At 34.6% G+C, this 25,450-nt stretch carries 27 protein-coding genes and 1 other annotated feature; of the genes, 5 read left to right on the top strand and 22 right to left on the bottom strand.

Annotated elements, in window-relative coordinates; genetic code table 11:
• Positions 1-254 precede the first annotated feature (254 nt).
• Positions 255-1,466, bottom strand: coding sequence for a putative glycoside hydrolase (locus tag QA612_RS16905; protein ID WP_278284996.1), 1,212 nt, complete (start codon positions 1,464-1,466; stop codon positions 255-257).
• An 804-nt stretch (positions 1,467-2,270) separates the two neighbouring features.
• Between QA612_RS16905 and QA612_RS16910 the strand changes: the two genes are divergently transcribed.
• Positions 2,271-2,816, top strand: a complete 546-nt coding sequence (locus tag QA612_RS16910) for an HD domain-containing protein (RefSeq protein WP_278284997.1) — start codon at positions 2,271-2,273, stop codon at positions 2,814-2,816.
• A 297-nt stretch (positions 2,817-3,113) separates the two neighbouring features.
• A complete protein-coding gene (locus tag QA612_RS16915; RefSeq protein ID WP_278284998.1) occupies positions 3,114-4,121 on the top strand; it encodes a sodium:calcium antiporter in 1,008 nt (335 codons plus the stop codon).
• Between the two features lie 71 nt (positions 4,122-4,192).
• Here the strand turns inward: QA612_RS16915 and QA612_RS16920 are convergent, their stop codons facing one another.
• Entirely contained in the window at positions 4,193-4,750 is a 558-nt protein-coding gene (locus tag QA612_RS16920; RefSeq protein WP_278284999.1) for a TlpA disulfide reductase family protein, read from the bottom strand.
• Between the two features lie 103 nt (positions 4,751-4,853).
• Positions 4,854-5,104, top strand: a binding site (T-box leader).
• 52 nt (positions 5,105-5,156) lie between these two features.
• On the opposite strand from QA612_RS16920, the gene trpS reads away from it, so the two are divergent.
• Positions 5,157-6,143, top strand: a complete 987-nt coding sequence (gene trpS / locus QA612_RS16925) for a tryptophan--tRNA ligase (protein ID WP_278285000.1) — start codon at positions 5,157-5,159, stop codon at positions 6,141-6,143.
• Between the two features lie 116 nt (positions 6,144-6,259).
• Here trpS and QA612_RS16930 read toward each other — a convergent pair whose 3' ends face one another.
• The 3 genes from QA612_RS16930 to QA612_RS16940 all read right to left on the bottom strand — a co-directional run bounded on the left by QA612_RS16930 (position 6,260) and on the right by QA612_RS16940 (position 8,361).
• Entirely contained in the window at positions 6,260-7,018 is a 759-nt protein-coding gene (locus QA612_RS16930; protein WP_278285001.1) for a YjbA family protein, read from the bottom strand.
• A 148-nt stretch (positions 7,019-7,166) separates the two neighbouring features.
• Positions 7,167-7,376 (bottom strand): YuzI family membrane protein, encoded by a 210-nt coding sequence (locus tag QA612_RS16935; RefSeq protein WP_278285002.1) that lies wholly within the window; start codon positions 7,374-7,376, stop codon positions 7,167-7,169.
• Between the two features lie 154 nt (positions 7,377-7,530).
• Complete coding sequence (locus tag QA612_RS16940) at positions 7,531-8,361, bottom strand: DUF2268 domain-containing putative Zn-dependent protease (RefSeq protein ID WP_278285003.1); 831 nt, start codon at positions 8,359-8,361, stop codon at positions 7,531-7,533.
• Between the two features lie 500 nt (positions 8,362-8,861).
• Here QA612_RS16940 and QA612_RS16945 point away from each other — a divergent pair, with 500 nt between their 5' ends.
• Positions 8,862-9,575, top strand: coding sequence for a Crp/Fnr family transcriptional regulator (locus tag QA612_RS16945; protein WP_278285004.1), 714 nt, complete (start codon positions 8,862-8,864; stop codon positions 9,573-9,575).
• 49 nt (positions 9,576-9,624) lie between these two features.
• On the opposite strand, the gene QA612_RS16950 is transcribed toward QA612_RS16945, so the two are convergent.
• From QA612_RS16950 to QA612_RS17000, 11 genes are all read right to left on the bottom strand, one after another.
• Positions 9,625-10,254: a response regulator transcription factor gene (locus tag QA612_RS16950; RefSeq protein WP_278285005.1), complete on the bottom strand. Its 630-nt coding sequence runs from the start codon at positions 10,252-10,254 to the stop codon at positions 9,625-9,627.
• Positions 10,247-11,416, bottom strand: coding sequence for a sensor histidine kinase (locus tag QA612_RS16955; protein WP_278285006.1), 1,170 nt, complete (start codon positions 11,414-11,416; stop codon positions 10,247-10,249). Before QA612_RS16955 ends, QA612_RS16950 begins: the two co-directional genes overlap by 8 nt.
• A complete protein-coding gene (gene liaF, locus QA612_RS16960; RefSeq protein WP_278285007.1) occupies positions 11,409-12,230 on the bottom strand; it encodes a cell wall-active antibiotics response protein LiaF in 822 nt (273 codons plus the stop codon). Before liaF ends, QA612_RS16955 begins: the two co-directional genes overlap by 8 nt.
• 300 nt (positions 12,231-12,530) lie before the next feature.
• Positions 12,531-13,772, bottom strand: a complete 1,242-nt coding sequence (gene fabF / locus QA612_RS16965; RefSeq protein WP_278285008.1) for a beta-ketoacyl-ACP synthase II — start codon at positions 13,770-13,772, stop codon at positions 12,531-12,533.
• A gap of 53 nt (positions 13,773-13,825) precedes the next feature.
• Positions 13,826-14,758: a beta-ketoacyl-ACP synthase III gene (locus tag QA612_RS16970; protein ID WP_278285009.1), complete on the bottom strand. Its 933-nt coding sequence runs from the start codon at positions 14,756-14,758 to the stop codon at positions 13,826-13,828.
• 181 nt (positions 14,759-14,939) lie between these two features.
• On the bottom strand, positions 14,940-15,326 hold the full coding sequence (locus QA612_RS16975; protein ID WP_278285010.1) for a hypothetical protein: 387 nt from the start codon (positions 15,324-15,326) through the stop codon (positions 14,940-14,942).
• Between the two features lie 128 nt (positions 15,327-15,454).
• Positions 15,455-15,787: a hypothetical protein gene (locus QA612_RS16980; protein ID WP_278285011.1), complete on the bottom strand. Its 333-nt coding sequence runs from the start codon at positions 15,785-15,787 to the stop codon at positions 15,455-15,457.
• Positions 15,788-15,887: 100 nt separating this feature from the next.
• Complete coding sequence (locus QA612_RS16985) at positions 15,888-16,847, bottom strand: BMP family ABC transporter substrate-binding protein (RefSeq protein WP_278285012.1); 960 nt, start codon at positions 16,845-16,847, stop codon at positions 15,888-15,890.
• Positions 16,848-17,225: 378 nt separating this feature from the next.
• Positions 17,226-17,978: a hypothetical protein gene (locus tag QA612_RS16990; protein ID WP_278285013.1), complete on the bottom strand. Its 753-nt coding sequence runs from the start codon at positions 17,976-17,978 to the stop codon at positions 17,226-17,228.
• Between the two features lie 554 nt (positions 17,979-18,532).
• Positions 18,533-18,712 (bottom strand): YjzC family protein, encoded by a 180-nt coding sequence (locus QA612_RS16995; protein WP_278285014.1) that lies wholly within the window; start codon positions 18,710-18,712, stop codon positions 18,533-18,535.
• A gap of 72 nt (positions 18,713-18,784) precedes the next feature.
• Positions 18,785-19,510, bottom strand: a complete 726-nt coding sequence (locus QA612_RS17000) for a YwiC-like family protein (RefSeq protein WP_278285015.1) — start codon at positions 19,508-19,510, stop codon at positions 18,785-18,787.
• 171 nt (positions 19,511-19,681) lie between these two features.
• Between QA612_RS17000 and QA612_RS17005 the strand changes: the two genes are divergently transcribed.
• Positions 19,682-20,215 (top strand): hypothetical protein, encoded by a 534-nt coding sequence (locus QA612_RS17005; RefSeq protein ID WP_278285016.1) that lies wholly within the window; start codon positions 19,682-19,684, stop codon positions 20,213-20,215.
• Positions 20,216-20,281: 66 nt separating this feature from the next.
• Here the strand turns inward: QA612_RS17005 and QA612_RS17010 are convergent, their stop codons facing one another.
• From QA612_RS17010 to QA612_RS17035, 6 genes are all read right to left on the bottom strand, one after another.
• Positions 20,282-20,992 carry a Crp/Fnr family transcriptional regulator gene (locus tag QA612_RS17010; RefSeq protein ID WP_278285017.1) on the bottom strand — a complete coding sequence of 237 codons (711 nt, stop codon included), beginning with the start codon at positions 20,990-20,992 and terminating at the stop codon, positions 20,282-20,284.
• Between the two features lie 165 nt (positions 20,993-21,157).
• Positions 21,158-22,675, bottom strand: a complete 1,518-nt coding sequence (locus tag QA612_RS17015; protein WP_278285018.1) for an MFS transporter — start codon at positions 22,673-22,675, stop codon at positions 21,158-21,160.
• A gap of 112 nt (positions 22,676-22,787) precedes the next feature.
• Positions 22,788-24,080 (bottom strand): NarK family nitrate/nitrite MFS transporter, encoded by a 1,293-nt coding sequence (locus QA612_RS17020; RefSeq protein ID WP_278285019.1) that lies wholly within the window; start codon positions 24,078-24,080, stop codon positions 22,788-22,790.
• Between the two features lie 63 nt (positions 24,081-24,143).
• Positions 24,144-24,344 carry a hypothetical protein gene (locus tag QA612_RS17025; protein ID WP_278285020.1) on the bottom strand — a complete coding sequence of 67 codons (201 nt, stop codon included), beginning with the start codon at positions 24,342-24,344 and terminating at the stop codon, positions 24,144-24,146.
• Entirely contained in the window at positions 24,337-24,870 is a 534-nt protein-coding gene (locus tag QA612_RS17030; protein WP_278285021.1) for a QcrA and Rieske domain-containing protein, read from the bottom strand. Before QA612_RS17030 ends, QA612_RS17025 begins: the two co-directional genes overlap by 8 nt.
• A gap of 36 nt (positions 24,871-24,906) precedes the next feature.
• Entirely contained in the window at positions 24,907-25,449 is a 543-nt protein-coding gene (locus tag QA612_RS17035; protein ID WP_278285022.1) for a 4Fe-4S dicluster domain-containing protein, read from the bottom strand.
• Position 25,450: the final 1 nt, after the last annotated feature.

Raw genomic sequence — 25,450 nt, forward strand, 5'->3', positions numbered from 1 at the left:
TAAAACCTCCATAAAATTACAAATGTTCACCATGTTGTTCCTTCTTACTTATATTATATGCGATATATATGGAATGATAAACAAGGTTCCTTCCAGTTTAACCTTTATTTTCTTATCTGTAGCTTATTCTACAGTTGCTAATATTCAAATGGATAGAGTTACACAGTTTTCCTATGGAAACCTCCCTTATTCTTGAATAATAAATTAAAACGGCTAGTAAACATGAAGTATGCTCCTAGCCGTCAATGAATCAATTATGGATTTAAATAATTTACCCCTTGTGTATATCTATTATTGGCATTCCAAAGAAGGAACTCATTAACCCCATTTTCATAAAGAGCTCTTATTTGAGCCTCAATCTCATCAGTGCCATACGGGATATAATTACCCGATCCTAGCCATGAAGCAGTAAAATCTTGTAGCCATGGTCTAGAGGTTGGTGGATCATCAAGCTGATTTAATAAATCAAGCTCTCGCGTAATATATTCTGACATTAATTCGTACGGATACAGGTCTGGTTTATCTATACCAAAATGCGGAGTCCAATGACTCGGATAAGGCATCGACGAAATAACATCCAATGGTTCTGATATACGTAAGAAGTTTTGACCTACACTTGGCGATTCTTCAATCGTTACTGTATATCCAAAAATATCAACTGAAACATCCACTCCGTAAGGCTCTAGTCGTTCCGCTGCATATGCAACAAAGTCTGAAACGGCATCAACACGTCTCTTTACATTATCTTCACCATCTTTATATTTTCCAGTATCATAATCTAAAACATCTTCTCGACTGTTAAAGCCTTCTGCAAAGCGTACATAATCGAATTGAATTTCCTGAAAGCCCATGTGAACAGCTTTTTCTGCAATATCTAAATTATATTCCCAAACTTCCTCTAAGAATGGATTAACGAATGCCTCTCCTCGATTATTCTTCCACACTTGACCATTTTGTGTAAAAGATAGATCTGGCCTTTTTTCTGCTAAAACAGAGTCTTTAAAAACAACGATTCGAGCAATTGGATAAATTTGATGTTCCTCTAACGTGCGCATCATATTTTCCGGATCACCAATCATATTTTGAGAAATTTCATAAAAAGGAGAATCCTCGTCAGGTCTAAATGTTAAATAACCGTGATCATCTTTTACATCAATAACCATTGCATTCAAATCGGTACTATCAACAAAATCAACTAAATCGGGAAACCTTGTTGGGTGTCCAGCAGAATGTCCTGTCAAGAAAATTCCTCGAACAGCATCAGGATATTCAAAAGCAAATCCTGAATCAAATGAAAAACGAGCAATACTTTCAGGCCAAGGCTTTTCTAATAAACGAACATTTTTTTCTGTATGGAAATTACCATTAAGAACTTCTTCCCCTTCATTTGCTTCGTATACATTTTGTCCAACTGATAAAAAGAACAACATCGAAGTAAGAATTAAAACAAATTTTAGTTTCCCCATTCTCTCACAACCTTTTCTATTTCTGTCTTTCTTAAGTTGCTTTAATAAGCTAACGATTATGCTGGTAATGTTTCGACGAACTGCATAATCTTTTTAGTCTACATTAAAACGGTTTGTCTTTTTCTTTTCTGAGTTAATTATACAATGTTAATCGATAAGAACCAATATGAATTTTTTACAAAGTATTTTATTATGTTCAAATGAAAAGTTTCATATCCCTCCAATCTATTCTAATCTTCTTCTCCAAAATGGCTATCCTGCTCAGGCTATGTTGTCGTATCTCGTCTTGATCACTCGCAGGAACTTTGTATTGCTTCTAAGAGTAATCCCACGCACGATCCGAAAATCCCCTAGCACTTACCGAGTAAGTGCTAGGAAGTTGAGGCCGTGCCCCACGGTAAAGAAGACACGAAGCATGAACAGATGTCGCACTTATGCCTGTGGTGAAAGCGTCCGCATGTAACGGATGAACCACACTTGAAAGGATCATTTCATCCGACGTGATGCAAATTTTTCATTAGTATAAAGGTTTTCTGTTATTGGATGGGATAAATTTAATTTTGACTAGAGTATTAGTTACTTTATTATTATGAGTAAAGACAAAGTTTCATGAAATTGTTTTTTAAAATGGTTATGTTAAAAAACTTGTTTTTCAAAGAGATTAATAACTTTATCTTTTATCAACAAAAGGTGTTTAAAAGTCAGGATAAAAATTTTTTCATTGACACTCACAAAATAATCAGATATAATATTGAACAATATACACTTTTATCATTGCAATCAATATTAAGGAGGAGATTATGTATGGAACGTGTCACTTTGCTTCGTATATACGGTCATCCTATTGCCCAAAAATATGTGAAACGATCTGGTCTTGCTCACGCTATTTCCACAGCAAACATCGCCTTCGACTATGCTATTGAAAGAAAGATTAATCCTGATTTAGCTGTCAAAGCAGCATTTTTACATGATATAGGACATTTTAATTGGTATAAAAATGGATCGTGGGATTATCACACATACAGAGAAAATGATATACATGCTATAAAAGGGGCTGAAAGAGCTCATAAATTACTCATTAGACTCGGTGAAGAACCCGTACACGCAAAAAAAATCGCCCTTGCAATCCTCCTCCATACTGATTCTTATTTACCTGATGGAAAGCTAAAATTAGAACCACTTCAAGAAATTGTTGCATTGGCTGATGAAGCAGACGAAGAGCCTGGTGGAAATCACCATTATAAACCAATTTCTGAAAAAGAAGCCATTGAAAAAATTAAAGAATTAGATAGGAAAATTGAAATGAAAATACCAACCTATTATAACGAGAATGGGCAACCAGCTTCTTAGTGATAATGACTCTTTTAAGGTCAATCACTCTTTTTTTTATTGACGACTTTAACGTTTGGTGGTAGATTAATAGTATCAACTACAAAAAGATACTTTCTTTAAAAAGGGGAGTAGCGACCAAACGGTTAATGAGTCGTCATTTCAGTGGTATATTCCGCTCGGTTCATTAAGCTTTGTAAGTTTATTCTTTACAGAGTACGCAAGACCTTTTTATGAAATATTCCTTTACTTCAATTCAGTAAAGGCTATTTCATAAAGAGGTCTTTTTTTGTATGTAAATTAGGAGGAAATCAGATTATGATGTACTTATTATTTTTTATTGCAGCAATTATTACCGTTTTTTCCGCAATTAAACTATCTACTTATGCCGATGTATTAAGTGAACGTACGTCACTTGGTGGGATGTTAGTCGGGACATTATTACTTGCAGGTGCAACATCGTTGCCTGAAGTAACTACTAGTGCCACAGCTATTTTTGTTAATAACCCAGATATTGCAATCGGGAATGTTCTAGGGAGTAACCTCTTCAATTTATTAATTTTAGCAGTAATTGATATTATTTATAGAAGAAGAAAAATGATGACTCATATTCATAAAGACCATTTAAGTGTTGGATTTATCGGTCTAGGATTAACTGCCTTAATATTTATGTCTATTATTAATCCTAGTAATGTTGTTATTTTTGGAGTTGGAATCGAATGCTATCTACTCATTATTTTTTACTTTATAGGAATGAAATTAATAGCTTCTAAACAGAATGAAAATACTGAAGCTATGTTAGAAACAGCAGCTACAGAATTAACTGAATCACATCATACACGGGCTATATCATTAAAAAGAGCAAAGATTGGTTTTGCCCTTGCAGCATTTGTCATTTTTATTTCCGGCTCTCTCTTAACCATTTCAGGTGATGCTATTGCTGTATCAAGTGGTATGAGCTCTAGTTTTGTCGGCAGCTTTCTCATAGCTGGGGCTACCTCCCTTCCTGAGCTAGTAACAGTAATTGTTGCTATTCAATTACTAAATTACAACCTGGCTATCGGTAATATACTAGGAAGTAACATCTTTAACATGTTAATTTTAGTATTAGTAGATATTCTATATCGAGATGGCAGCATCCTTGCAGCAGCAAATCCTGTGTCTGCCATTACTGCACTAGCAGTCATAATTCTCAACATCATTGTACTTGGTGGAATTATTATGTGGCAATTGAAATCAAACTCTAAAGGAATTTACAGTATCCCTTCTCTATTACTAGTAGTCGTTTATTTTGTATCAAGTTACCTCATTTTTTCCTTTAGTTAAATCTACTTTTATTAAATCATTCAGAGGGTACTCCGAACTTAGTGGCACCCTCTGTTTCTTCTACTTCCACATTATCTAGTGAAAAAATCTTCTTCTATCATTTTTTCAACAGTAACTAACTCATGAAACCTTTTATCTATCACCCCATCTTTATCTATAAATAAACCGGTTGGAATACCATAGACCTGGTAAAGGTCTTGCACCTCCCCTTCACTGTCTAATAGTATTACTAAATCATCTGAAATTGGAAGAGATTCAGCATAGGACAAGATATCACGTTTACTTCTTTCTGCCTTTGTTAAATTAATAGCAATGACTTTCGTATCATCTAGTATTCCTTCTTTTTGGGCAATTTCTAGCTGCTCCCACTGTTGAGCACAAATATGGCACCATGTTGTGAAAAAAAATAAGAAAACCTTCTCATCAGTAAAATCCTGTAAATGTATAATTTCCCCGTCCATTGTTTTTAATGAAAATGGGGTAGCCTTTTCATTTTGCTGAATTCCCTCCGAAACCTCTGACATTGTCCTTTGAGTTAAGGCAAATTCATGGTCAGACTGTAAATAAAAGGCACCCGAAATAAAAAGTACTAAACATAACACTCCCCACTGAAGCCTGTGCTTCCACATGGACATCCCCCCTTTTCACTATCCTATGATTTGAATTTTAATGTCATGATTACATTTGCACTTAACATAAAAAGGACGTATAATAAATACAAATTTTATAATAGAGAAAGCAATGAGAAAGAGTAGTACTTTTCTAACTACATTTCCAGAGAGTCTGTAGTAGCTGTGAGCAGACAATGTAAGGAATAGGAATGGACTTTTGAGCTTTCAAGCTGAACAGGTATAACTAAGTAGGTTATGAACGTCATTCAAACGTTACATTGAAGCCTTTTATATAAAGCATAAAAGGATATAAGTGATTTCATATTACATATGAAATAATCAGGGTGGCAACACGGTCCATTCGTCCCTATTTAATAGGGATGAATGGGCTTTTTTATATATTTAACGAAAGGTAGGACTTAACATGAAAACTATTTTTTCAGGTATTCAACCAAGCGGAACTTTAACATTAGGAAATTATTTAGGAGCAATGAAGCATTTTGTTGATTTGCAAGAAGAGAATCATTGTTATTTTTGTATCGTTGATCAGCATGCCATTACTGTTCCTCAAGAAAAATTAAAGCTAAGAGAGAATATTAGAAACTTAGCCGCACTTTACCTAGCTGTAGGGATTGACCCTAACAAATCTACTTTGTTTATTCAATCAGAAGTACCTGCTCATGCACAATTAGGTTGGATAATGCAGTGCGTCAGCTATATTGGTGAATTAGAACGAATGACCCAATTTAAAGACAAATCAGAAGGAAAAGAAGCTGTGTCCTCTGCTTTATTGACTTATCCTCCACTAATGGCAGCAGATATTCTTCTTTACAAAACAGATATTGTACCTGTTGGAGAAGACCAGAAGCAGCACCTAGAGCTTACAAGAGATTTAGCTGAACGTTTTAATAAAAAATACAATGACATCTTCACAATCCCAGAAGTAAAAATACCAAAAGTAGGGGCAAGAATCATGTCATTAACAGAACCAACAAAGAAAATGAGTAAATCCAACCCAAATCCTAAAAGCTATATATCCATGCTGGATGAGGAAAAACAAATTACAAAAAAAATAAAAAGCGCTGTAACGGACTCTGAAAATGAAGTTCGTTATGATAAGGAAGGGAAACCAGGGGTATCTAATCTTCTAACCATTTATTCCCTCTGTTCAGGAGTTCCTATCGATGAGCTAGTTGAAAAATATGCAGGAAAAGGCTACGGTGACTTTAAAGCAGATGTTGCAGAAGCAGTAGTAACGACATTGAAGCCTATTCAAGAAAGATACGAAGAGTTGATTAATTCTAAAGAATTAGATGACATTTTAGATTTAGGTGCTGAGAAGGCAAACCGATCAGCTTATAAAATGTTAAAAAAGGCGGAGAAAGCTTTAGGGATAGGGAGAAATAGATAATAAAAATACATCCCTTATGTTAAGTAGCTTGTACATGTCGTATAAACTACTTAAACAAAGGGATGTTTTTCTTCTACATGTTGAGATTATAGGTTATTTTCTATATGTAACATTAGTTAGCGGACATTCTTTTTCTCAGCCTCACCGTAATGTAACTCCCACAACTTTTCAAAAAATGGTTGTCCTTTAATCATGGTAAAACAATAATCTTCGTGCTTTTTTGACCAGCCATGTTTAATTTCTTCAAACAAACTATTCCATACCTCATCAAAGTTCATCGCCTGAATTTCTGAATATTTGTCCGGAGACCACTCTGTATACCAATAACGTAATTCAGGAAGTTCCGCATCATGATAGAGTTGATCCATTACCATGAAAAGTAATTGCTTAAGCAGACGTTCCTTCCTAATTAATCCATTCATTAATCTAGGATCTGGAGATAAAATATGGTATTCCTTTTCACAATCCAAATAATCCATGTAATATTCTCTTGGCTGCTCTGATTCCACAAGATTTAGTAATTGCTCCTCTTGACGAGGAACAAGTCTACTCTTTCTAACAGGCGTGTGATAACCAATTGTATCTATAACTATCGAACGTTTCCCATCTGTAGCAACAAAGCAGTATTCAAGTTCCTCCCGTTGACTCTTTCTTCGAACGTAGCTTTGCTTATACACGTCAGCCAATAACTCTTCAGGTAATTCCTGCAAAGAGTTTTCAATATAATCAAACAAATTTTCATACATTTTTACTACTGCTACTTGATCCAATAGCTCAATTCGATCTTCTTTACGCCATTCAAAAAATTCACAAACATTATATCCGTTTTCTTCTCCTTCAAACCAATTTACCCATACATCCCGCATATGGAGCATTGATATTACCCCCCTTACACGAATCTATTAGAGGATGTTCAAACAGAATTAATACTAACTAAATTTATTCTTTTTGAACATTGATCTATTTAAGAACAGTATGGGCAGGACAAAACCAGTTTATTCCACAAATATCAATTCTTTTTCTCTACTTCTTTCGAAATGGGAAATAAATAATTCCCCAAATGATAAACAATCCTAGGAGAAAAACATAAAACTCTATTCTTCCAATTAAAAATTGTAAATAATCTAACAGCGTATATCCAACCGTTAATAGGTTTAAATAAGCAACAATACTTACTCCACCTATTACAGCAAGTCCAAAACCAATGAATAGCATTGTAACCCTTACAATCAAGTATTTCTCCTCCTTCCCTCCTTTCTTTTCTATACAGTTTTTAAGGTTCAACTATTACTATTACTATTTCCACTATTGAATAAAGTAAGAATAACTTCTATTAAATAGTATGTAAGTAAGATGAGAAAAAAGACCATATATCTATAAATTTGTTCTAGTTTTTCTCATCCTTATTTATATTAAAACAAGAGTTTTGAAAAATAACCGTTGGTTCAGTTTTTAATAGTTGCAAAGAAGATATTTTTTTATAATTTGCCATATACGACTTCACCATATGAAATCCTATGCTATAGCCAATCCATTTAGGGTAGCCATTAGTTCCACCATAAAGATAAGGGACATGCTTCTTCCTTCCTTGTAACATCTTTCTGTCCCCGATCCCTCTTTTCCACCAATTAATTAATAATTCTTCCGAGTATAATGTCATCCATGGAGCAACATAATTATTTCCTAACCTCTTTTCTACCTCCCATTCTGCCAAACCCTCCATAATAATGGATTCTAATAAAGTAACATTCTTTTCATTAACATCTTGATGGAATAAACGACAGGCATGATGATATTCATGCAAGAGCAATGCTTTTTTTTCTTTAATTGGCAATTTATCTTTTATAAATAAAAGGATAAATTCAGGAAATGTGATCCCATTCTTTCCTTTCATACCCTTCATTAGCCAATTATTATTCCAATCAATAGGGAATAAAAAAATATCTACATCTGGACCTTTAAACTCTAACTGAAGTTCCTCAAAATACTCCTGCACTCCTTTACTTTGGCCTTTTTTTTGCCAACGAATCCATTGCTCCTTTGTCTCCAAATTTACATGCAACATTCCTTGTCTATACAAAAAATGAAGCCATTCTTCTTCCGTCCATTCCGGGAAATGGTGCATCATTTTATTAAAAGGAGGAACATCCATAAGTCTCCCCCCTTCCACTTTATCAAAAAGATGCTTTAACCAAACTCTTGTATTAATAAATGGCAAAAAACATTTCCCCTTTCTAGTCTTTGACTACCCTGAAAATAAGAATGTGCAGCATTAGAAAAATATAATATTGTACCAAAAATAGTTCAGTAGTGAAGGGCAGCGACTCCAGTGGGATCAGCACGATCCGAAAATCCCCTAAAAGCTTACTGTGTAAGTTTTAGGAAGTGAGTCCGTGCCCGCGGTAAAGAAGCCACTATGATTGCAAACGTAGTGAAGCAGAATAGATGTCGCACTTATGCCTGTGGTGAAAGCTGTCACCTGTAACGAATGAACTCCCTTGGAAGAATAATTTCAACCCCCATGGTGCAAGTTTCACTTGTATGGAGGTATACCCTAAAAATAGCTAAGAATAAATTTACAACAAGATTAGCAGAATCATTTTCATTACTATATTTTTATTCATTCAAGTGATTTCTGTCACACTTTCACCATGACTAGTATGATATGCTCAAATTATCATCTTACTAATAAGCATTGTTGGAAGGGAGTTAATGTGTATGGATCAATTTTCTAAAAATAATGATACCTTTTTACAACAATTAACAGATGAAAATAAGAATATTTTATTTCTACACGGAAAGGAAATAAAAGCTAGAAAGGGACAAATATTATTTTATGAGGGGGAAGAAGGGAATTTTATTTATCTTATTCGTTCTGGTCAAGTTCGTCTAAGTAAGATGACTATTGAAAATAAAAAATTTTACCTTCATTTAAAGCAAAAAGATAATATTGTTGGAGAATTCAGTTTATTTAATGAAATGAAGTCAAGTATGACTGCAGAAGTAGTGACTGATTCTAAGTTAATAAGATTCGAACGTAAAAATTTAGAAGCATTATTTACACAAAATGGAGATATTGCAGTTGCATTTATAAAGTTATTTGCCAAGAATACACAAGCAACGCAGGCAAAATTCTCTGATTTACTCCTATACGGTAAAACAGGAGCATTTTATTCTATATTAATTCGTTTTGCTAACACATATGGTATACCTCACAAACAAGGTATATTGATTAATATAAAACTTACAAATCAAGAATTAGCTCATTATATAGGAACTAGCCGTGAAACAATTAATCGTTTACTTAGTGATTTAAAACGAGATAGCATTGTTGATGTATATAAAGGAAATATTGTAATAAAAAATATGGATTACTTAAAAAGACATTTGCATTGTGGCAAATGTCCACTACAAATATGTACTATTTCTTAGATCGGTTCTTTCCTTCTACGATTTGTTTAGTCTTTAAAAGTAATAAACCTCATTCTTTTGTTAAATGATGCTTATTAGCATAGATTGCTGCCTGTGTTCTGTCCTCCACTTCAAGTTTTGATAGTATATGACTAACATGCGTTTTTACTGTTTTAATACCAATATGAAGTGTTTCCGCAATATCTTTATTCGTTTTTCCTTGACCGATTAAAGCTAACACTTCCTTTTCTCTCATTGTAAGCTCATCATGTTTTGGTTTAGCATGCATATGTCGAAACATTTTTTGTGTCACTTGCCCCTGAAAAGTAGGAAGATTTTTTTGGGCATTTCTTATGGCACCAGCAATTTCATTAGCTGAAGAAGTTTTTAACAAATAACTAAAAGCACCAGCCTCCATGACAGGGAAAAGCATCTCGTCATCAAGGTAGCTTGTTAAAACAATAATCTTCATATTTTCATTCGCTAAAGCTTTTGTTGCTTCAATTCCATTCATTCCATCCATTAATAAATCCATTAAAATAACATCAGGCTTTAGCTCTCTTGCCTTCCTAACAGCTTCATGACCATCAGACGCTTCACCTATTACCTCTATATCATCTTCAATACTTAAGTATGTGATGAGTCCCATTCTAACCATGTCATGATCGTCAACAATTAACAATCGAATTGGTTCAGTCATCAAAGTTCATCTCCTCTTTTTGATTTGAACGAACAATTGGTATACGAAATTCCAATTTTGTACCTTTATTTGGATATGATAATACAGTAAAATGTCCACCAATCTCGACCATTCTTTCCTTCATGGAATTTAATCCATAACTAACATTTTGTTTATTTGATACTGCTTCCACATCAAAACCAGTACCGTCATCCTCTAAAATGAGTAGCACTCTTTCCCCATTAAAATGAGAATGAAATTGTAGCCTATTCGGATTCCCATGTCGAAGGGCATTTGAAATACCTTCTTGAATTACTCGAAATAATTGTTCTTCCATACCAGGAGCTAAATCTGGTAATTCAGACAAATTACAATGAATATCTAAATGAGGATGCTTTCTCTTTAATTCATCAAATAACATAGTAATTGCTTGCTCCAATCCTTTTCCCTCTAAAGTAACTGGACGTAAATGCATAATTAGTGCACGCAATTCCTGCTGAGCATGGTGAACCATTTTCTCCGTTTGTTGAAAAACACCTTTTGCTTTCTCAGGCTTTTGTTCTAGTAATTTTGGCATAGCACCCAGTGACATTGAAACGGCGAATAACTCTTGACTAACGGCATCATGTAAATCCCTTGCAAGCTTTCGCCTCTCTTCTAAACTAGCTGCTTTTTCCGCTTCTGCTATTAGCTGAACATTTTCATCTAAAATTCGCCTCATAGAAACGATTTGCTTCTCTACATCAATTGTTAGATCATTAAATTGTTCTGCAAGCTTTTTTATTTCATCGTCCCTCTCCACTTTTATTCCTTGCCCCATTGAACCACGTTGAAATTGTTTTAATTGATGGATGATATATGTGATACTTCGCTTTAAAGAGATGGCATAATTATACGTAAAAAACCAAGCAGTACCTAAATATACAGTAGAAAAAAGTAGTAATAAACTAACATATGACCCTAAAGAAGTAATCGTTGATTCCATTTGAGGTTCATTTCCAATTAAATGATTAATATAATCAGGTGCAACGGAATAAATAATAAAAATAATGACAATGGATAACGCAAAAGCTATTACTGTAATTTTGAATTGTAGACGTAGTAAATCCCAAAGAATACCTTTTAAACCTTTTTCTCGTTCAATAATTGGATTTTTGATTTCCCTTATTACTTTTTTAGTCAACGGTTAATACCTCCACATCTCCAATATTTAAATTAACGTGAAGGATTACCTTTTTCTCCGCTTCATGAAAATTTGGACTGGTATATGTAGCATTTCTCCCAGTACCTGAATAAGAATCGTCAAATAGTGTAACGTCTCCTAATCGTACATTCACAAAAGCTTTAATTGCCATTTCACGAGGCACTAGGATTTCCACATCACCAATCCACCCTTGTATATCTACATGGTTTTCACCTGTTTTAAGGATTGCTCTGGTTAAGTCCACTTCAATACTACCAATCGTCATGGATATGTCTGCATCATCTATTTCGAAAGGTTTTTTTCCTAATGATACTTCACCAATAAAGGTATTATACTTTACTCGATTCCTATGCTTTTTTTTAATATAATTCTGATTCCGGTTAGACATATTATTTCTATTGTCATTATCTTTCGTTTCTAAATTAATGACAACATCTTTATTACGATCAAATATTATCTTAAAACCCACATATACAATGAGAAGCGGCCATGTCCAGCTCCATAGATCTGACAAACGAAAGTAAAACCATCCAGCGTTGTTCCCTAAAATAACAATACCTACAGCAAGAATAATTGCCCCCCAAATCAGTTTTCCTACGTTCAATTTACTCCTACGTAGACTATGGAAAAAAAATACAACCCCTTCAATAAACACTTTCATCCCAATAATGACGATCAAAATTGGCCAGAAAGTAGATAATAAACTTGCTGCATTAGTATCTATAAGGCCCATATTCGATAATAGAAAGATAATTCCAATTGTTAATATAAGTAAGCCAATTATTTTTTTCATTTTATATCTCCTTTATGGTCACTAAAGCCATTATCTTTATTGTAGCCTTTTCAACCATACCCGCCAATGCTTTTAACTTAATCTAACTTATAAATTTCACGATTTATATAGTATAATCATACCTTTAAACAATTCATTCCAAAACAGGCCTTGGACCGTTCTTATCTACATCTTGAGGCGGAGAAACCTCACCTTCTGCTAATGATAAATGCACAAAAAGCCATTACCTCTCTAGAAGTATTCTAAAAGGTAATGGCATAATTTAACTTTAAAAATCAATAGAATACACTAAACTTGATCTTATTGTTCATACTTCTTAAAGGTTAACGCAACGTTATGGCCACCAAATCCAAGGGAGGTACTTATTACTGCGTTTACTTCCTGATGGCGTGCTTCATTAGGTACATAATCTAAATCACATTCAGGGTCAGGTGTCTCATAGTTCATTGTTGGAGGAATAACATTTTCTTGAATAGCTTTTACAGAGAATAAAGCTTCAATTCCACCAGCAGCTCCTAATAAATGTCCCGTCATAGATTTCGTAGAACTAATGGCTAGCTTGTACGCATGATCACCAAATACTGTTTTTGCTGCAATAGTTTCGTATTTATCATTATACTCTGTACTTGTCCCATGAGCATTCATATAAGTAATTTCTTCAGGCTTTAACCCTGCATCCTCTAGAGATTGCTTCATAGCCCGAACTGCCCCTTCTCCTTCTGGTGCTGGAGCAGTTACATGGTACGCATCTCCTGTTGCACCATAACCACATATTTCGGCATAAATATGTGCACCTCGTGCAAGTGCTGAGTCTAACGATTCTAGAATTAATATTCCTGACCCTTCCCCCATGACAAATCCATCACGATTTTTATCAAATGGACGACTAGCTGTTTTAGGATCTGGGTTTGTTGACATAGCTTTCGCTGAACTAAAACCAGCTAATGCCATTTCTGTAATAGGTGCCTCCGCACCACCTGTAATCATGACATCTGCATCCCCTCGCTGAATTACCTTAAAGGCATCACCAATGGAGTTTGCTCCAGAAGCACAGGCTGTTACGGTACAGGAGTTAATTCCTCTAGCACCAAGAGTTATGGATACTTGTCCTGAAGCCATATCAGGAATCATCATCGGTACGAAAAAGGGGCTAACTCTGCGATGACCTCTTTTTTCATACATTCTGAATTGCTTTTCATATGTTTCCATTCCACCAATACCAGAACCAATCCATACGCCTACACGGTGAGAATTAGAATCATCAATTGTTAACTTTGCATCCTTTACTGCCATTAATGAGGCTGCCACCGCAAACTGTGTGAAACGGTCCATTTTCCTAGCATCTTTCGGATCCATAAAAACACTTGGATCAAAATCCTTTGCCTCCGCTACAACTTCTGAAGGAAACTGCGCAGATTCATATTTTGTTAATTTATTTAATCCGGATTCACCTTTAATTAGGCGATCCCATGTTGTATTTGCATCATTTCCAAGAGGAGTGACTGCTCCTATCCCAGTTACTACGACACGTTTTTTATCCATAATACTTATCTCCCTTCCTATATACACTTTTCCTTATTATTGCTAAATAAATTCTATCGTCCCCACTTCATTGCAACAGAACCCCACACGAGACCAGCACCGAAGCCCACTAGAACAAGTATGTCACCATCATTAATTTTACCATGTTCCACCTCATACATTAATGATAATGGTATAGAAGCAGATGATGTATTTCCGTAATAATCAACGGTCCTTGACATTCTTTCAACAGGAAGTTCTAATCGTTGTCTAGCTGACTCCATAATTCGGATATTTGCTTGATGTGGAATTAAGAAATCAACATCTTCCTTCGTTAGTCCTGCCTTGTTCACTACATTCATGGATGATTCACCCATTTGTCGCACTGCAAATTTAAAGACCTCTCGTCCATTCATATGAAGGAACTCTTTTTGTTTAATATGTTCGCCGCCACTTCCATCTGAACCTAATTCAAAAGATAAAATTCCGCGATCTTTAGCCACTTCTCCCATAACAACGGCACCTGCACCATCTCCAAAAAGAACAGCAGTATTTCGATCTTTCCAATCCACTAATTTTGAAAGTTTTTCTGCTCCAATAACTAATATATTTTTATAAGACCCTGTTTCAATAAATTGCTTTGCTGTAACTATTCCATAAATAAACCCAGCACATGCTGCACTTATATCCATTGCAGCTGCTTTTTTACACCCTAATTGATGCTGTAGCATAGAAGATATAGATGGAAAAGCTTGATCTGGAGTTACTGTTGCAACAAGGATCATATCAATCTCTTCAGGGGAAATTCCTGCGTTTTCTATAGCATTAACTGCAGCATAATATGACATATGAGAAGTATCTATATCATCAGACGCAATACGTCGTTCTTTTATTCCTGTCCTAGTTCGAATCCACTCATCATTTGTATCAAGTTTTTTTTCTAAATCGGCGTTTGTTACAATTGTTTCAGGTACATATTTTCCAATGCCGATAATTCCAGCGTTCATAAATGGTTCCTCCTTAAATATGTTAACTTATTTCTACTTTATGGTGATTATACTTATTATTATGACCTAGTACTAAAAAAAATGCAATCGTTACTTACTAACACTCTAAACCTGAGCAATTTCCAAATAAGTAAACAAAAACTCCGTATTTATACGGAGTTTTTGTTTTGAACAACATTTTCTATCTCGGACCATAGTGAGGGCCAAAATTTGGTGCATAATCAGGACCATAATTCGGACCATAATTTGGACCGTAGTTCGGGCCATAATCAGGACCATAATGAGGGCCATAGTTCGGGCCATAACCAGGACCGTAATTTGGACCATAACTTGGGCCATAGCCTGGACTATGAGGGGGTGGATAAGGTCCTTGAGGTGGATATGCTGCATGTGGAGGTGGTGGATTATTATGACCAGAGAATACTGTTGCTAGTAATCCTCCGCCTGCTAACCCAGCTACAAAAGGCAACACTGGTCCAAATCTCCCTGATTGCCCTCCATGATGGTGAGTTCCTGGAGTAGGATGATTTCTATAAAATCCGTGCTGGTACAACATCGGCGAGTGCACGATAAACTACCTCCTTTTTCCTTGAAAACTGACAAGGTCTTCAGTAGTTATCATATGAGGACATTCATCTCTGTGTTCCTGTCCATACTCTGTCGTACTTCCTTTAGTACACCATTATGAAAAAAAAGTTATTTGCCTATATCTTGGTCTTTCAACGCTTCCATTAATTCATGAAACATCTCATCCACTCTAGTTTGTAGTGCTTTTTCTTTATCATTTTTTGGCTTGTTTCTCTTTAACTCTTCATACGTATTCAAAAAGTTATCTACATCCTTCGAACCAATTTGACTGATTGCTAAATAAGCTAAAAATGTAACATTTGGACGATCGTCCTGATGTAATAAAGAACGTAATGGTTCTAATAATTGTTTACCTTTCTGAAAATCCTTATTGTGAATAGCCTCATATCCATCAAGAACTCGTTTTGCCATTTTTTCAATTGCTTTATTTTCTTCCTTCATAGAAATAACCCACTTTCGAATTTTACTTTGTACTTCGATGATGAACTTTTAAAAGAAAAAATGCAAATGATATCATTATCATTTGCATTACATTCCCTGTTCACTTTCCACTTTTTTCATGTGGTAGTAAACCTGAATCTATGTAGACTTCAATAGCACCTTCTATTTGTTGTCGAATAGCATCAGGAACTTCATTACTAAATTCCCCTAATGATATAACTTCTTCAGCAAAATCAAAATACAAATTCCCTTTATCTAAAGTATTATTCACATAGGAATTTGCCACGTATTCATAAAGCTTTTCTACATGTTGCACAGTACTTGTCAAAACGGTAGATTCCCCTAAATCAATATGATCTCCAACATATCCAATAGCATAGTTTTCTGACTCTTTTATTTTTTCAATGATGGCAATATGATATCCATCTCCAGCTGGATAATATATATCTACACCACTTTTATTCATCTCATGAAAAAAATCAATAGCTTTTTGAACGTTTTCCCAGCTGTAAACATAGTCAACTTGCACATCTACTTCAGGGTTATTTAAGGTTGCTCCTTCTACAAAGCCTTCTACTTCTGGCTGAAAAGGAAAAGCAGCAATAACACCTAAACGATCTGTAACTGTCATCTCACTTGCTAAGAGTCCCGCAAAATACCCCATTGCATACCCTTCAAAATGAAGGCTAGTTATATTATCACCTTCCACTTCCGTATTAAAAACAACAAAGTGGATTTGAGGGTGTTTATCATTAAGTTCCATAAATGGTTCACCAAATGAATGCCCATGACCAAAAACTAGATTAATTCCTTCATTACTAAAGCTTTCAATAGCATCAAATATCTGATCTCTTGAATTTACATCCTCTTTAACGAATACTTGTACGTCTAACTTTGATTGTATATTTAATATACCTTGATAGGCTTTACTATTCCAACTGTTATCATCAATAGGATTTGATAATAATAGTCCCACTTTTTCAAGTTGGTTTTCTTCTGCTTGTACACAACCTGACAATAAAAAAACGAGAATGAGACCTATTTTAAGGAAATAATCCATCTTTTTTTGACACTCTCCCTTGTTATGAATCCCTAAAGTAAGATAGCAATTTATTAAAAATCCTTTTATATAATCTTATTTTTAGCTTTATAATAAACTATTTCTGAGATTAGACCTGCAACAATTGCCAATATAGCATTCATACTGTTATGTAAATTAGTAAACTGATTTAAAATAACATAAAAAATAAGAGTGACAATTGCAAACAGGATCAATCCAGTAACAGCTCTCATATTGTCACCCCTTTCTCCATCTTCTTTTTAAACATATCATGACAAAAGTATACGGAATTGACAAGTGAATCATTTCCATTTTTGTTATAATTTAATGGTAATATATAAATTGTAATACATATTTAATAAATTCTACTATTTAACTCTAAATATTACTCTTTCGTTCATTCTTTTTATAAAATTTTATTATATCCTTTGAAAATTGATTCATTAATTTTTCCGGCATAAAAAACGTTGTAGACAAATCTACTTGTTTTTTTTGTCTTTCTTCTAAGAAAGGATATACATGGTAATCTGGAGAATATGCTCCTTGATATACAGCTTGAAAAATTCGAATAGGAATATCGTACGGAATACAATGAATGTCGTTCGTTTGATTTTTACAAATAACATCTACTTCACTTTCATCAATATCATACGCCTCTTTCATTTCTTGAATAAATCTTTTTAAGAAGAAACGATTGCTTTTTTCCATTTCATATTGTTTAGTTAAGTAGATACAAGGATTAAATAGAATAGTAGATCGTACATTAATATTTAAATCATTTAACAAAGGAAAAGCTAGTAATGAACCCATTCCTTCTGCAAAAATATGAATGTTTTCGTTTATAATTTCTGTTTTTAATACATAGTTAACTAATCTCTTACTTAATTCAACACTTTGATTGCTTCCCCAATGTGCCTCACCTTGGTCGAAATAAAAAACAGTGTATCCATCATTTAAGAGTTTGCTTAATACTGAACTTCGAACCGTATGCTGCTTCCATAAACTATTTCCTTCTTTTACGAAATGATTTCGATCTCCTAAAATTAAAACTGAATATCCATTCGGCTTTCTAGGAAGATGGATGAGGCACTCTTTGTTATCGATTGTCGTTGATCTTATACTTATTGACATGATCATCCCTCTCCATTATATTTCATACGAAGGTAAATAGGAATTAATCCTAAATGATGCCTTCGTTCATTTCTTCTCATTACATATTATGATATTCATCTTAATAGAAGTCGTTCATTTTTTTGTTTACTCTGTTTTTCTTAAAAAAAGTAAGGTGAAAAGTCCACATGTAACGGATTAACACCCTTGAAGAATATATTCATACCTCAATGCAAATATAAACTTGCATGGGCGGTCTACCCTGAAAATAAGAATGGTTCAGGAGTGAATGCGGTGACTCCAGCGGAAAAGCAATAGGTGAAGACCCGACAATTCGGCACGTTAGTGCGAAGTGTGGAGGCTGAGGCATTGCCCGCGGAAAGCTTCCGCATAGAACGGATGAACTTCTAGATGAATATTTTCATCCCCCATGGTGCAAATCTCCACTTGCATGTGAGGTCTACCCTGAAAATAGCTATTCCTAATTTCACCCATATCATAACTACAGTCCAAAATAAAAGAGATTGCCTCTTAAAAGAAAAGTTAATCCTTTAAGAGTCAACCTCTATAGCTTTCTACGGTTTTCGTTTGTACGTCCAGATTCTATCATCGTTAGTCGTTTCAGGAAATGTTTGGCCAGCCTCTAAATGAACTTGTTTTGGTTTATTTACCATGCTTTCTGATTCCCCAATTTCTACATACATTCCATTATTAGGAGCCTTATCCCCTGGTTTAAACTGTCTTTTTTGTGGCATATCCATCACCTCTATTAGATTCTTCCTTATCATACTTCCCAACAGTGAAAGAAAATATGTGACGAACGATTGTTACCAAAAAAAATAGCCAATTACAACAAAAATAAAAAATATTGCACTGTTGATAATCTCAACAACCCCTATTTGTACTGGTTTTTCCAAGTATTTTTTTGGTACAAATAACGTTTTTAAAAGGCTAGTGAAATATGCAATTGCCACACCGATAAAGTTGAAGGTGAACGCTAAAACGACAGTAATAAAATGATATAAAATTGAGGTAAATCGGAATGGTTTATTATTTTTTTCCCTAATTAAAGACTTAACATGAAAAACACTACCAATAAAAAAGACAGCATTAATAACTAAATATAAATATGCTTCCCATTCTATTGCTTGTTCTGTTAAACGATAAGAAATTATCAATAAACTTGATAATGCCAATATAGCTACTACATCATTTATAAACCATCTTTCTTTTTTTAATTTGGCAAAAATTAAATTAATCATAAATAATGGAAAAATAGCAATACAAATGAAAAAAATTACTGGTTTTACTATCATTATAGGAATGGTAAATAATGCTCCTATTGCTACATAAGTAAAAAAAGAAGGCCAAACATCTGTTTTTTTCGAATTTCTAATATATGTCAGTAGAGGTGCTTGTGCAAAGTAAATTGAAAATAGTCCAATGAAGAAAATAACATGAACAATTTCTATACCACTAATAGCAGCACCAATCCAATATGGAATAATAAGCATTGCCCATGCCCCATGCTCTCTTGGTATATACCATTTCATATAAGTCACCACCTAAACATTTCTTCTACTTTATTTTACAGAATGTGATCATTTAATAATGTGATTGTAATCACACTTTCATACAATTTTATCCTATTGTGACCTTTTACACAGCTAAACATTTGATTGTTTGATACTATGAACTAGGAAGAGGATAGGAGGTTGTAAATAATGCTACAAACGAAGATAACGTATAAAGATTATAAAGAAATAAATGACTTATTATTGGAGGAAGGCTTTATAAGGAAGGACAATTATTTTTTATTACCTTTACCTTCTCATCCTAAGATACAGTTAAAAGTAGAACATCATGCAACGGAGCAATACCTCCAATTATTATTTCCTGATAACGTGACCATGGATGACTGTGAAGCTGTAAATAAAGTCATACAAAATTTGTCAAAATATCTTGATGGAGATATTGATGATAGTAAAGGGCAACTAGGCTATGATGAAAATGGAGATAAAGTATTTATATACCACGGTTTTGATCAGTGGAAGGATTACATTGAAAATGCGAAGCATCATTCACTTGAGGGGCAGCATGTGAATGTTTTTCACGGAGATGAATTGTTAGGACGTGGAATTTTACTAACATACAACCAAGAAAGAACCCATAAACAAACAACTACCTGTACCCTATTAACAACAACAGGTGAGCAATATTTTGTAGGAGATAACCTTAAAATAATAGGTGTTATGTAGCTATTTTCAACAAAAACAGGCAGAAAAAAATCGAACAAGGTTTTCCTTGTTCGATTAATGAATAAATTAAATAGTACAAATCTCTACTGGACAATCTCCACAATGTAAATAGTCTTTTAAAAACTGTATATTGTGAATGACGATATATCCGTCCTTCATTGTTAAAACCTTTGATTTTTTTAATTCATTTAACATACGGTTTATGCTTTCTCTTGAGGTTCCTATATAGTTAGCAATATCTTGATTCGTAAGCTGTACATTTATTAAAATGGAACCATTTTGTTCCACACCGTAGGAGTTACTAAAGCGAATAAGAGTTGAATAAAAAGCACCAGTTTTCCCACAAAGTATTAGGTCGCGAAACTTAGCCTGTGTGGATTGTGTATGACGTGCAAACCATTTCATAAATGCAACGGCTATTTCACCGTGTTCACGGAATAAAGCTTCTAATGTATGGCGATCAAAGCGGACGAGAGTAGCCTCCTCAATCACTTCAGCAGTTACACTAATAGACATTTCATTAAATAAGCCTACTTCCCCTACTAACTCATCCTTTTGCTTTAAATGAACGGAGAACTCTTTTCCTTCAGCAGTCATTTTACTTAAACGAACTCTCCCTGTACGAACAAGGTATACATGCTCTGGAAAGTCTCCTTCATAAAATAGGAACGCCCCACTTTTCACTTTAATTTCCAATCCATATGTCAATAATAATTTCTGGTTTTCCTCTGACAACTCATTAAAAAACCTTTTCATTTGTAATTGTTTCTTTTCCATGGAGAAAACCTACCTTCTAGTATATCGTTTAGAAAAGCGGACAATTTTCTACCTTTATGTTAACACTGTTTTTACTATAATAATGCATGGAAATTTGTATAATTATTGACTAATTTGTGAAAGTGGGTTAAATTCGACTAAATATATGTTGTTACATTTAACTATTTATGCTGATTTTGATTTAGAATTTGAACTGTTTGCAAGTGTTTGTTCTTTCTTTTGTTGCTCTATATCAACCGAAGATAGTTCATACTCCTCGCTATGTGCCCCTCTAGGTTCATCCATAAATATCCAACAAAATAAGAAACTTCCCAGTGCTCCTGCTGCTAATATAAAGAAAAATGTTTGCGGTGTTACAAGAGTAAATATGGTTAAATAAACAACCGCACCTACATTTCCGTAAGCACCTGCCATCCCTGAAATTTGACCAGTAATTCGTTTTTTAATTAATGGTATTACTGCGAAAGTTGCTCCTTCAGCTCCTTGAATGAATATAGAAGTTAGTACTGTAATAGCTATCGCTAAAGCAACAGGCCAACCTGAATCAATCATGCCCATGCCAATTAACCCAATACCAATCCCAAACATATAAATCAGCATTACCTTTTTTCTATTTTTCATTCTATCTGAAAACCAGCCACCAAGTGGCCTAGCAAATAAATTAACAAATGCAAAGGATGAAGCTATAAGTCCTGCAGCAGTTACAGACAAATCAAAGGTTGTTAAAAAGAACAATGGAAGCATTGAAACGATGGCTAATTCAGCACCGAAATTCGCAAAATACGTTGTGTTTAAGGCAGCTACATTTTTAAATTTATACTTATCATCTTCTGGAACACCTTTACGTAATATTGGCATATTCACTCTTAAAATTTGAATAATCTGATAAATAAGAGTAATAAATAATATGATAAAAATGCTATACATTGCATTTATTGATAGAAAGTTTAGATTCTGCAATCGCCACGATAGTAATCCTAAAGCTCCAACTAATGGTATTGTCCAGAGGATTAACTGTATCATATCCTTGTAAGAACTAACCTCCATAGCAGCAATCTTTCTTGGTTTTGTATACGTTTTACCTTCAGGAGTATCAGATACGGAAAACCAATAAATAACCCCGTATATAACACAAGCCACACCACTAAATGCTATAGCATAGCGCCAACCATCGTCTCCACCAAAAAGTGTAATTGCCATCCATGGTAAAACGATTGCAGCAACAGCAGAACCAAAGTTCCCCCAGCCGGCATAAAAACCTTCTGCAAAGCCTACGTTTTTAGGTGGAAACCATTCAGAAACCATTCGAATACCTACAACAAAACTAGCTCCGATTGAGCTCAATAGTAAGCGGGAAATAAACAATTGCATCCACGTATTCCCAAATGCAAACATAAAAGTAGGTATAGCCATTACTACTAATAGAATAGAAAACACTCGTCTAGGTCCATATTTATCTAGTACCATACCAATAATAATTCTTGCAGGAATTGTTAATGCCACGTTTAAAATGGCTAATGCTGCAATATGGTCATTTGTTAACCAACCAACGGATTCTACCATCGATCCAGCCAATGGAGCCATATTAAACCAAGCAAAAAATGAAACAAAAAATGCCGCCCATGTTAAGTGTAATGTCTTTGTTCTTTGGTTTTTGAATTGAAATAATTCTTTTACACTCATATTATAACTCCTTTCTTACGAAAGATTAATTACTCTCCCTACTTATTCACCCTCTATTTATATAAAGAAAAGCTACTGTAATAATCAATACAATAGCTCTTCTTCATTAAATTTAGCACTTTACTTCTGCATTTTTTCTTGAATAGTAATACCAGTTCATTACTAGGCTAATTACATAGTAAGCAATGAAAATATATAATGCTAAGTTTGCAGTACCTGTTGTATCAATAGACCACCCAAAAATACTTGGAATGATAAATGCCCCGTAGGCTGCAATAGCTGCTGTAAATCCAAGTACCGCTGCTGCTTCTTTTTGGTTAAAAATAAACGGAATCATTCTAAAGGTTGAACCGTTAGCTATTCCTGTAGCAAAGAATAGTATGATAAACATAATAAGGAAACCAGTAAAATTACCTGCATTATAGAAGAAAATAACCCCTAAAGTAGCAACAATCATTAAAATGATATCCCAGAATGTTACAAATGCTCCGCCTAATTTATCAGATAACCAGCCCCCTAACGGTCGTATTAATGCCCCAATTAACGGTCCAATAAAAGCAAAGGCCATAGCGTTTACTTCTGGAAACTCTGTACGAATTAATAATGGAAAAGCTGCTGCATATCCAATAAATGATCCGAAACACATTGTATATAGCCATGTCATTATCCACGTATGCTTGTTCTTAAAAATGACTGCTTGTTCTTTTATTGAAGCCTTCGTCCCAGGAAGATTATCCATACCGAACATTGCAGCTATCACTGTTAAAATAATTGGAATTACCCAAATGAATGCAGCATTTTGTAAATAAACCTCTGTTCCATCACCTAAATATTGTGGAGCCCCGGCGAATGCTCCAAATAAAGCAAATGTGACTACGATTGGTGCTAATAATTGAACAGCACTTACCCCTAAATTACCTATTCCAGCATTTAAACCTAGCGCTGTACCCTTTGCTTTTTTGGGATAAAAGAAGCTAATGTTAGACATACTCGATGAGAAGTTACCTCCTCCAAAACCACAAAGTGCTGCTAGAATTGCCATTGTAATAAATGGTGTATCTGGATTTTGCACCGCAAAACCTATTCCAATTGATGGAATTAGCAAGGAAGCTGTACTTACTACAGTCCAATTTCTCCCTCCAAAGATCGGAACTAAAAATGTATATATAATTCTTAGTGTTGCTCCAGTTAAACCTGGCAAAGCAGCAAGTAAGAAGAGCTCACGATCAGTAAATGTAAAACCAACATCATTCAGGTTTACCGCTACTACTGACCAAATTTGCCATACTGCAAAGGCTAAAAATAGTGCAGGAATGGAGATCCATAAATTTCGTCTCGCATGATTTTTTCCTTCCAATTCCCAAAATTGTTCGTCCTCTGGATTCCACTTCGTTATTCGTGCCATGTTTTTCCCCCTCAAAGTCAATACAGCATTTTATGAAAAAGAATATTGTATATTTTTATCTCTTTATTTGTCTTCTTTATACTCGATTTTTCTCCAATTCCAATACGTCAAAAATGCAACAAATGCCATAACAATTCCTATTCCAGAGTAAATAAGTACAAATTCGTTATCTCTACCTAAAAATGCTTCAATAGTCCATTGCAACATCACCACATTCACTGAAATAGTAAAAATGATAATTGCCCAGCAAGTTTTTTTACCCATGACGGTACTGCCTCCCCGTTGCATATACTACCCCGTTATCCACTTCAATTTCGATCAGTGGCAACTCCCTTTGTGGAGGTCCTTCAATTGGGTGTCCATCATTAACATCAAAATAACCTTTATGACATGGGCAAAGTAGTACATCCTTTTCCGCTTGATAAAAAACAGGACACATTAAATGGGTACAAGCTGAGTTATAGGCTACTAAGTTACCTTCTACTGTGTGGATTAAAAGTGCAGGATCGTTCTCCGTAGGATAGTAGAATGTTACTGACTCTCCTTCTGGCAGTTGGTCTAACCTTACAATTTCAACTCTGTCATGATCCGGCTCCGCTAAACCCATCATAGCCCGAACACTAAATGGAACAGTAGCAAGACCAAGGGCCATGGACGCACCAACAGCTGACTTTAAGAACGCACGCCGATTATATTTTAAGTCATCCTTTTGCTCTACATTATCAATGAGATTTACCATATCTTCTTTTGATTGTTTAGCCTTTCTACCTTTTGGACATTCCTTCGTCATATTCGCCACTCCTTTCTATAGAGATCATTAAAAAAATTAGTCAGAATATACTCCGAAAAACTCCGGTACGTATTGCCATTTATCATTTTCTGAAGGCTTCTTACCTTCAATTAAATTCATTTGTGTTCTCTTGCGACGCAGCTCCATCATTTCTTCATGATCGATAAAACGAATGGCATCACTTGGGCAAACAGAAGCACACATTGGTGCTATTTCATGCTTCGTTCTGTCATAACACATGTCACACTTATACATCTTGTTTTCTTCAAAATCGAATTTAGGTATTCCAAATGGACAGCCGAATGTACAGTTCCTACATCCAATACATTTTTCTTCCATTGCTGAAAGTACAACACCCTCTTCTGTAATTTGGATAGCATTTGCAGGACAGACTTTCGCACATGCAGGATCTTTACATTGCATACAAAGCATTGGAAAGGTTTGACGACTTTCTGTAAAATCGATATATTCGACATAATTTCTTTCTTTCATATCATGACCGCCACATTCTCGACAAGCAGCTTGGCAGGCCCGACACCCGATACATCGTTCAAATTCTAAATACATCACTTTTTTCATG

Origin of the sequence: Evansella sp. AB-P1, from assembly GCF_029688925.1 — a bacterium.
Classification (GTDB): Bacteria; Bacillota; Bacilli; order Bacillales; family Salisediminibacteriaceae; genus Evansella.

What these genes read in the sequence shown, in the direction of transcription:
- QA612_RS16905 (WP_278284996.1), bottom strand. Translation starts at nt 1,466, where the DNA reads ATGGGGAAACTAAAATTTGTTTTAATTCTTACTTCGATGTTGTTCTTT.
- QA612_RS16910 (WP_278284997.1), top strand. Translation starts at nt 2,271, where the DNA reads ATGGAACGTGTCACTTTGCTTCGTATATACGGTCATCCTATTGCCCAA.
- QA612_RS16915 (WP_278284998.1), top strand. Translation starts at nt 3,114, where the DNA reads ATGATGTACTTATTATTTTTTATTGCAGCAATTATTACCGTTTTTTCC.
- QA612_RS16920 (WP_278284999.1), bottom strand. Translation starts at nt 4,750, where the DNA reads ATGTGGAAGCACAGGCTTCAGTGGGGAGTGTTATGTTTAGTACTTTTT.
- trpS (WP_278285000.1), top strand. Translation starts at nt 5,157, where the DNA reads ATGAAAACTATTTTTTCAGGTATTCAACCAAGCGGAACTTTAACATTA.
- QA612_RS16930 (WP_278285001.1), bottom strand. Translation starts at nt 7,018, where the DNA reads ATGCTCCATATGCGGGATGTATGGGTAAATTGGTTTGAAGGAGAAGAA.
- QA612_RS16945 (WP_278285004.1), top strand. Translation starts at nt 8,862, where the DNA reads ATGGATCAATTTTCTAAAAATAATGATACCTTTTTACAACAATTAACA.
- QA612_RS16950 (WP_278285005.1), bottom strand. Translation starts at nt 10,254, where the DNA reads ATGACTGAACCAATTCGATTGTTAATTGTTGACGATCATGACATGGTT.
- liaF (WP_278285007.1), bottom strand. Translation starts at nt 12,230, where the DNA reads ATGAAAAAAATAATTGGCTTACTTATATTAACAATTGGAATTATCTTT.
- fabF (WP_278285008.1), bottom strand. Translation starts at nt 13,772, where the DNA reads ATGGATAAAAAACGTGTCGTAGTAACTGGGATAGGAGCAGTCACTCCT.
- QA612_RS16970 (WP_278285009.1), bottom strand. Translation starts at nt 14,758, where the DNA reads ATGAACGCTGGAATTATCGGCATTGGAAAATATGTACCTGAAACAATT.
- QA612_RS16980 (WP_278285011.1), bottom strand. Translation starts at nt 15,787, where the DNA reads ATGAAGGAAGAAAATAAAGCAATTGAAAAAATGGCAAAACGAGTTCTT.
- QA612_RS16985 (WP_278285012.1), bottom strand. Translation starts at nt 16,847, where the DNA reads ATGGATTATTTCCTTAAAATAGGTCTCATTCTCGTTTTTTTATTGTCA.
- QA612_RS16990 (WP_278285013.1), bottom strand. Translation starts at nt 17,978, where the DNA reads ATGTCAATAAGTATAAGATCAACGACAATCGATAACAAAGAGTGCCTC.
- QA612_RS16995 (WP_278285014.1), bottom strand. Translation starts at nt 18,712, where the DNA reads ATGCCACAAAAAAGACAGTTTAAACCAGGGGATAAGGCTCCTAATAAT.
- QA612_RS17000 (WP_278285015.1), bottom strand. Translation starts at nt 19,510, where the DNA reads ATGAAATGGTATATACCAAGAGAGCATGGGGCATGGGCAATGCTTATT.
- QA612_RS17005 (WP_278285016.1), top strand. Translation starts at nt 19,682, where the DNA reads ATGCTACAAACGAAGATAACGTATAAAGATTATAAAGAAATAAATGAC.
- QA612_RS17010 (WP_278285017.1), bottom strand. Translation starts at nt 20,992, where the DNA reads ATGGAAAAGAAACAATTACAAATGAAAAGGTTTTTTAATGAGTTGTCA.
- QA612_RS17015 (WP_278285018.1), bottom strand. Translation starts at nt 22,675, where the DNA reads ATGAGTGTAAAAGAATTATTTCAATTCAAAAACCAAAGAACAAAGACA.
- QA612_RS17020 (WP_278285019.1), bottom strand. Translation starts at nt 24,080, where the DNA reads ATGGCACGAATAACGAAGTGGAATCCAGAGGACGAACAATTTTGGGAA.
- QA612_RS17025 (WP_278285020.1), bottom strand. Translation starts at nt 24,344, where the DNA reads ATGGGTAAAAAAACTTGCTGGGCAATTATCATTTTTACTATTTCAGTG.
- QA612_RS17030 (WP_278285021.1), bottom strand. Translation starts at nt 24,870, where the DNA reads ATGACGAAGGAATGTCCAAAAGGTAGAAAGGCTAAACAATCAAAAGAA.
- QA612_RS17035 (WP_278285022.1), bottom strand. Translation starts at nt 25,449, where the DNA reads ATGAAAAAAGTGATGTATTTAGAATTTGAACGATGTATCGGGTGTCGG.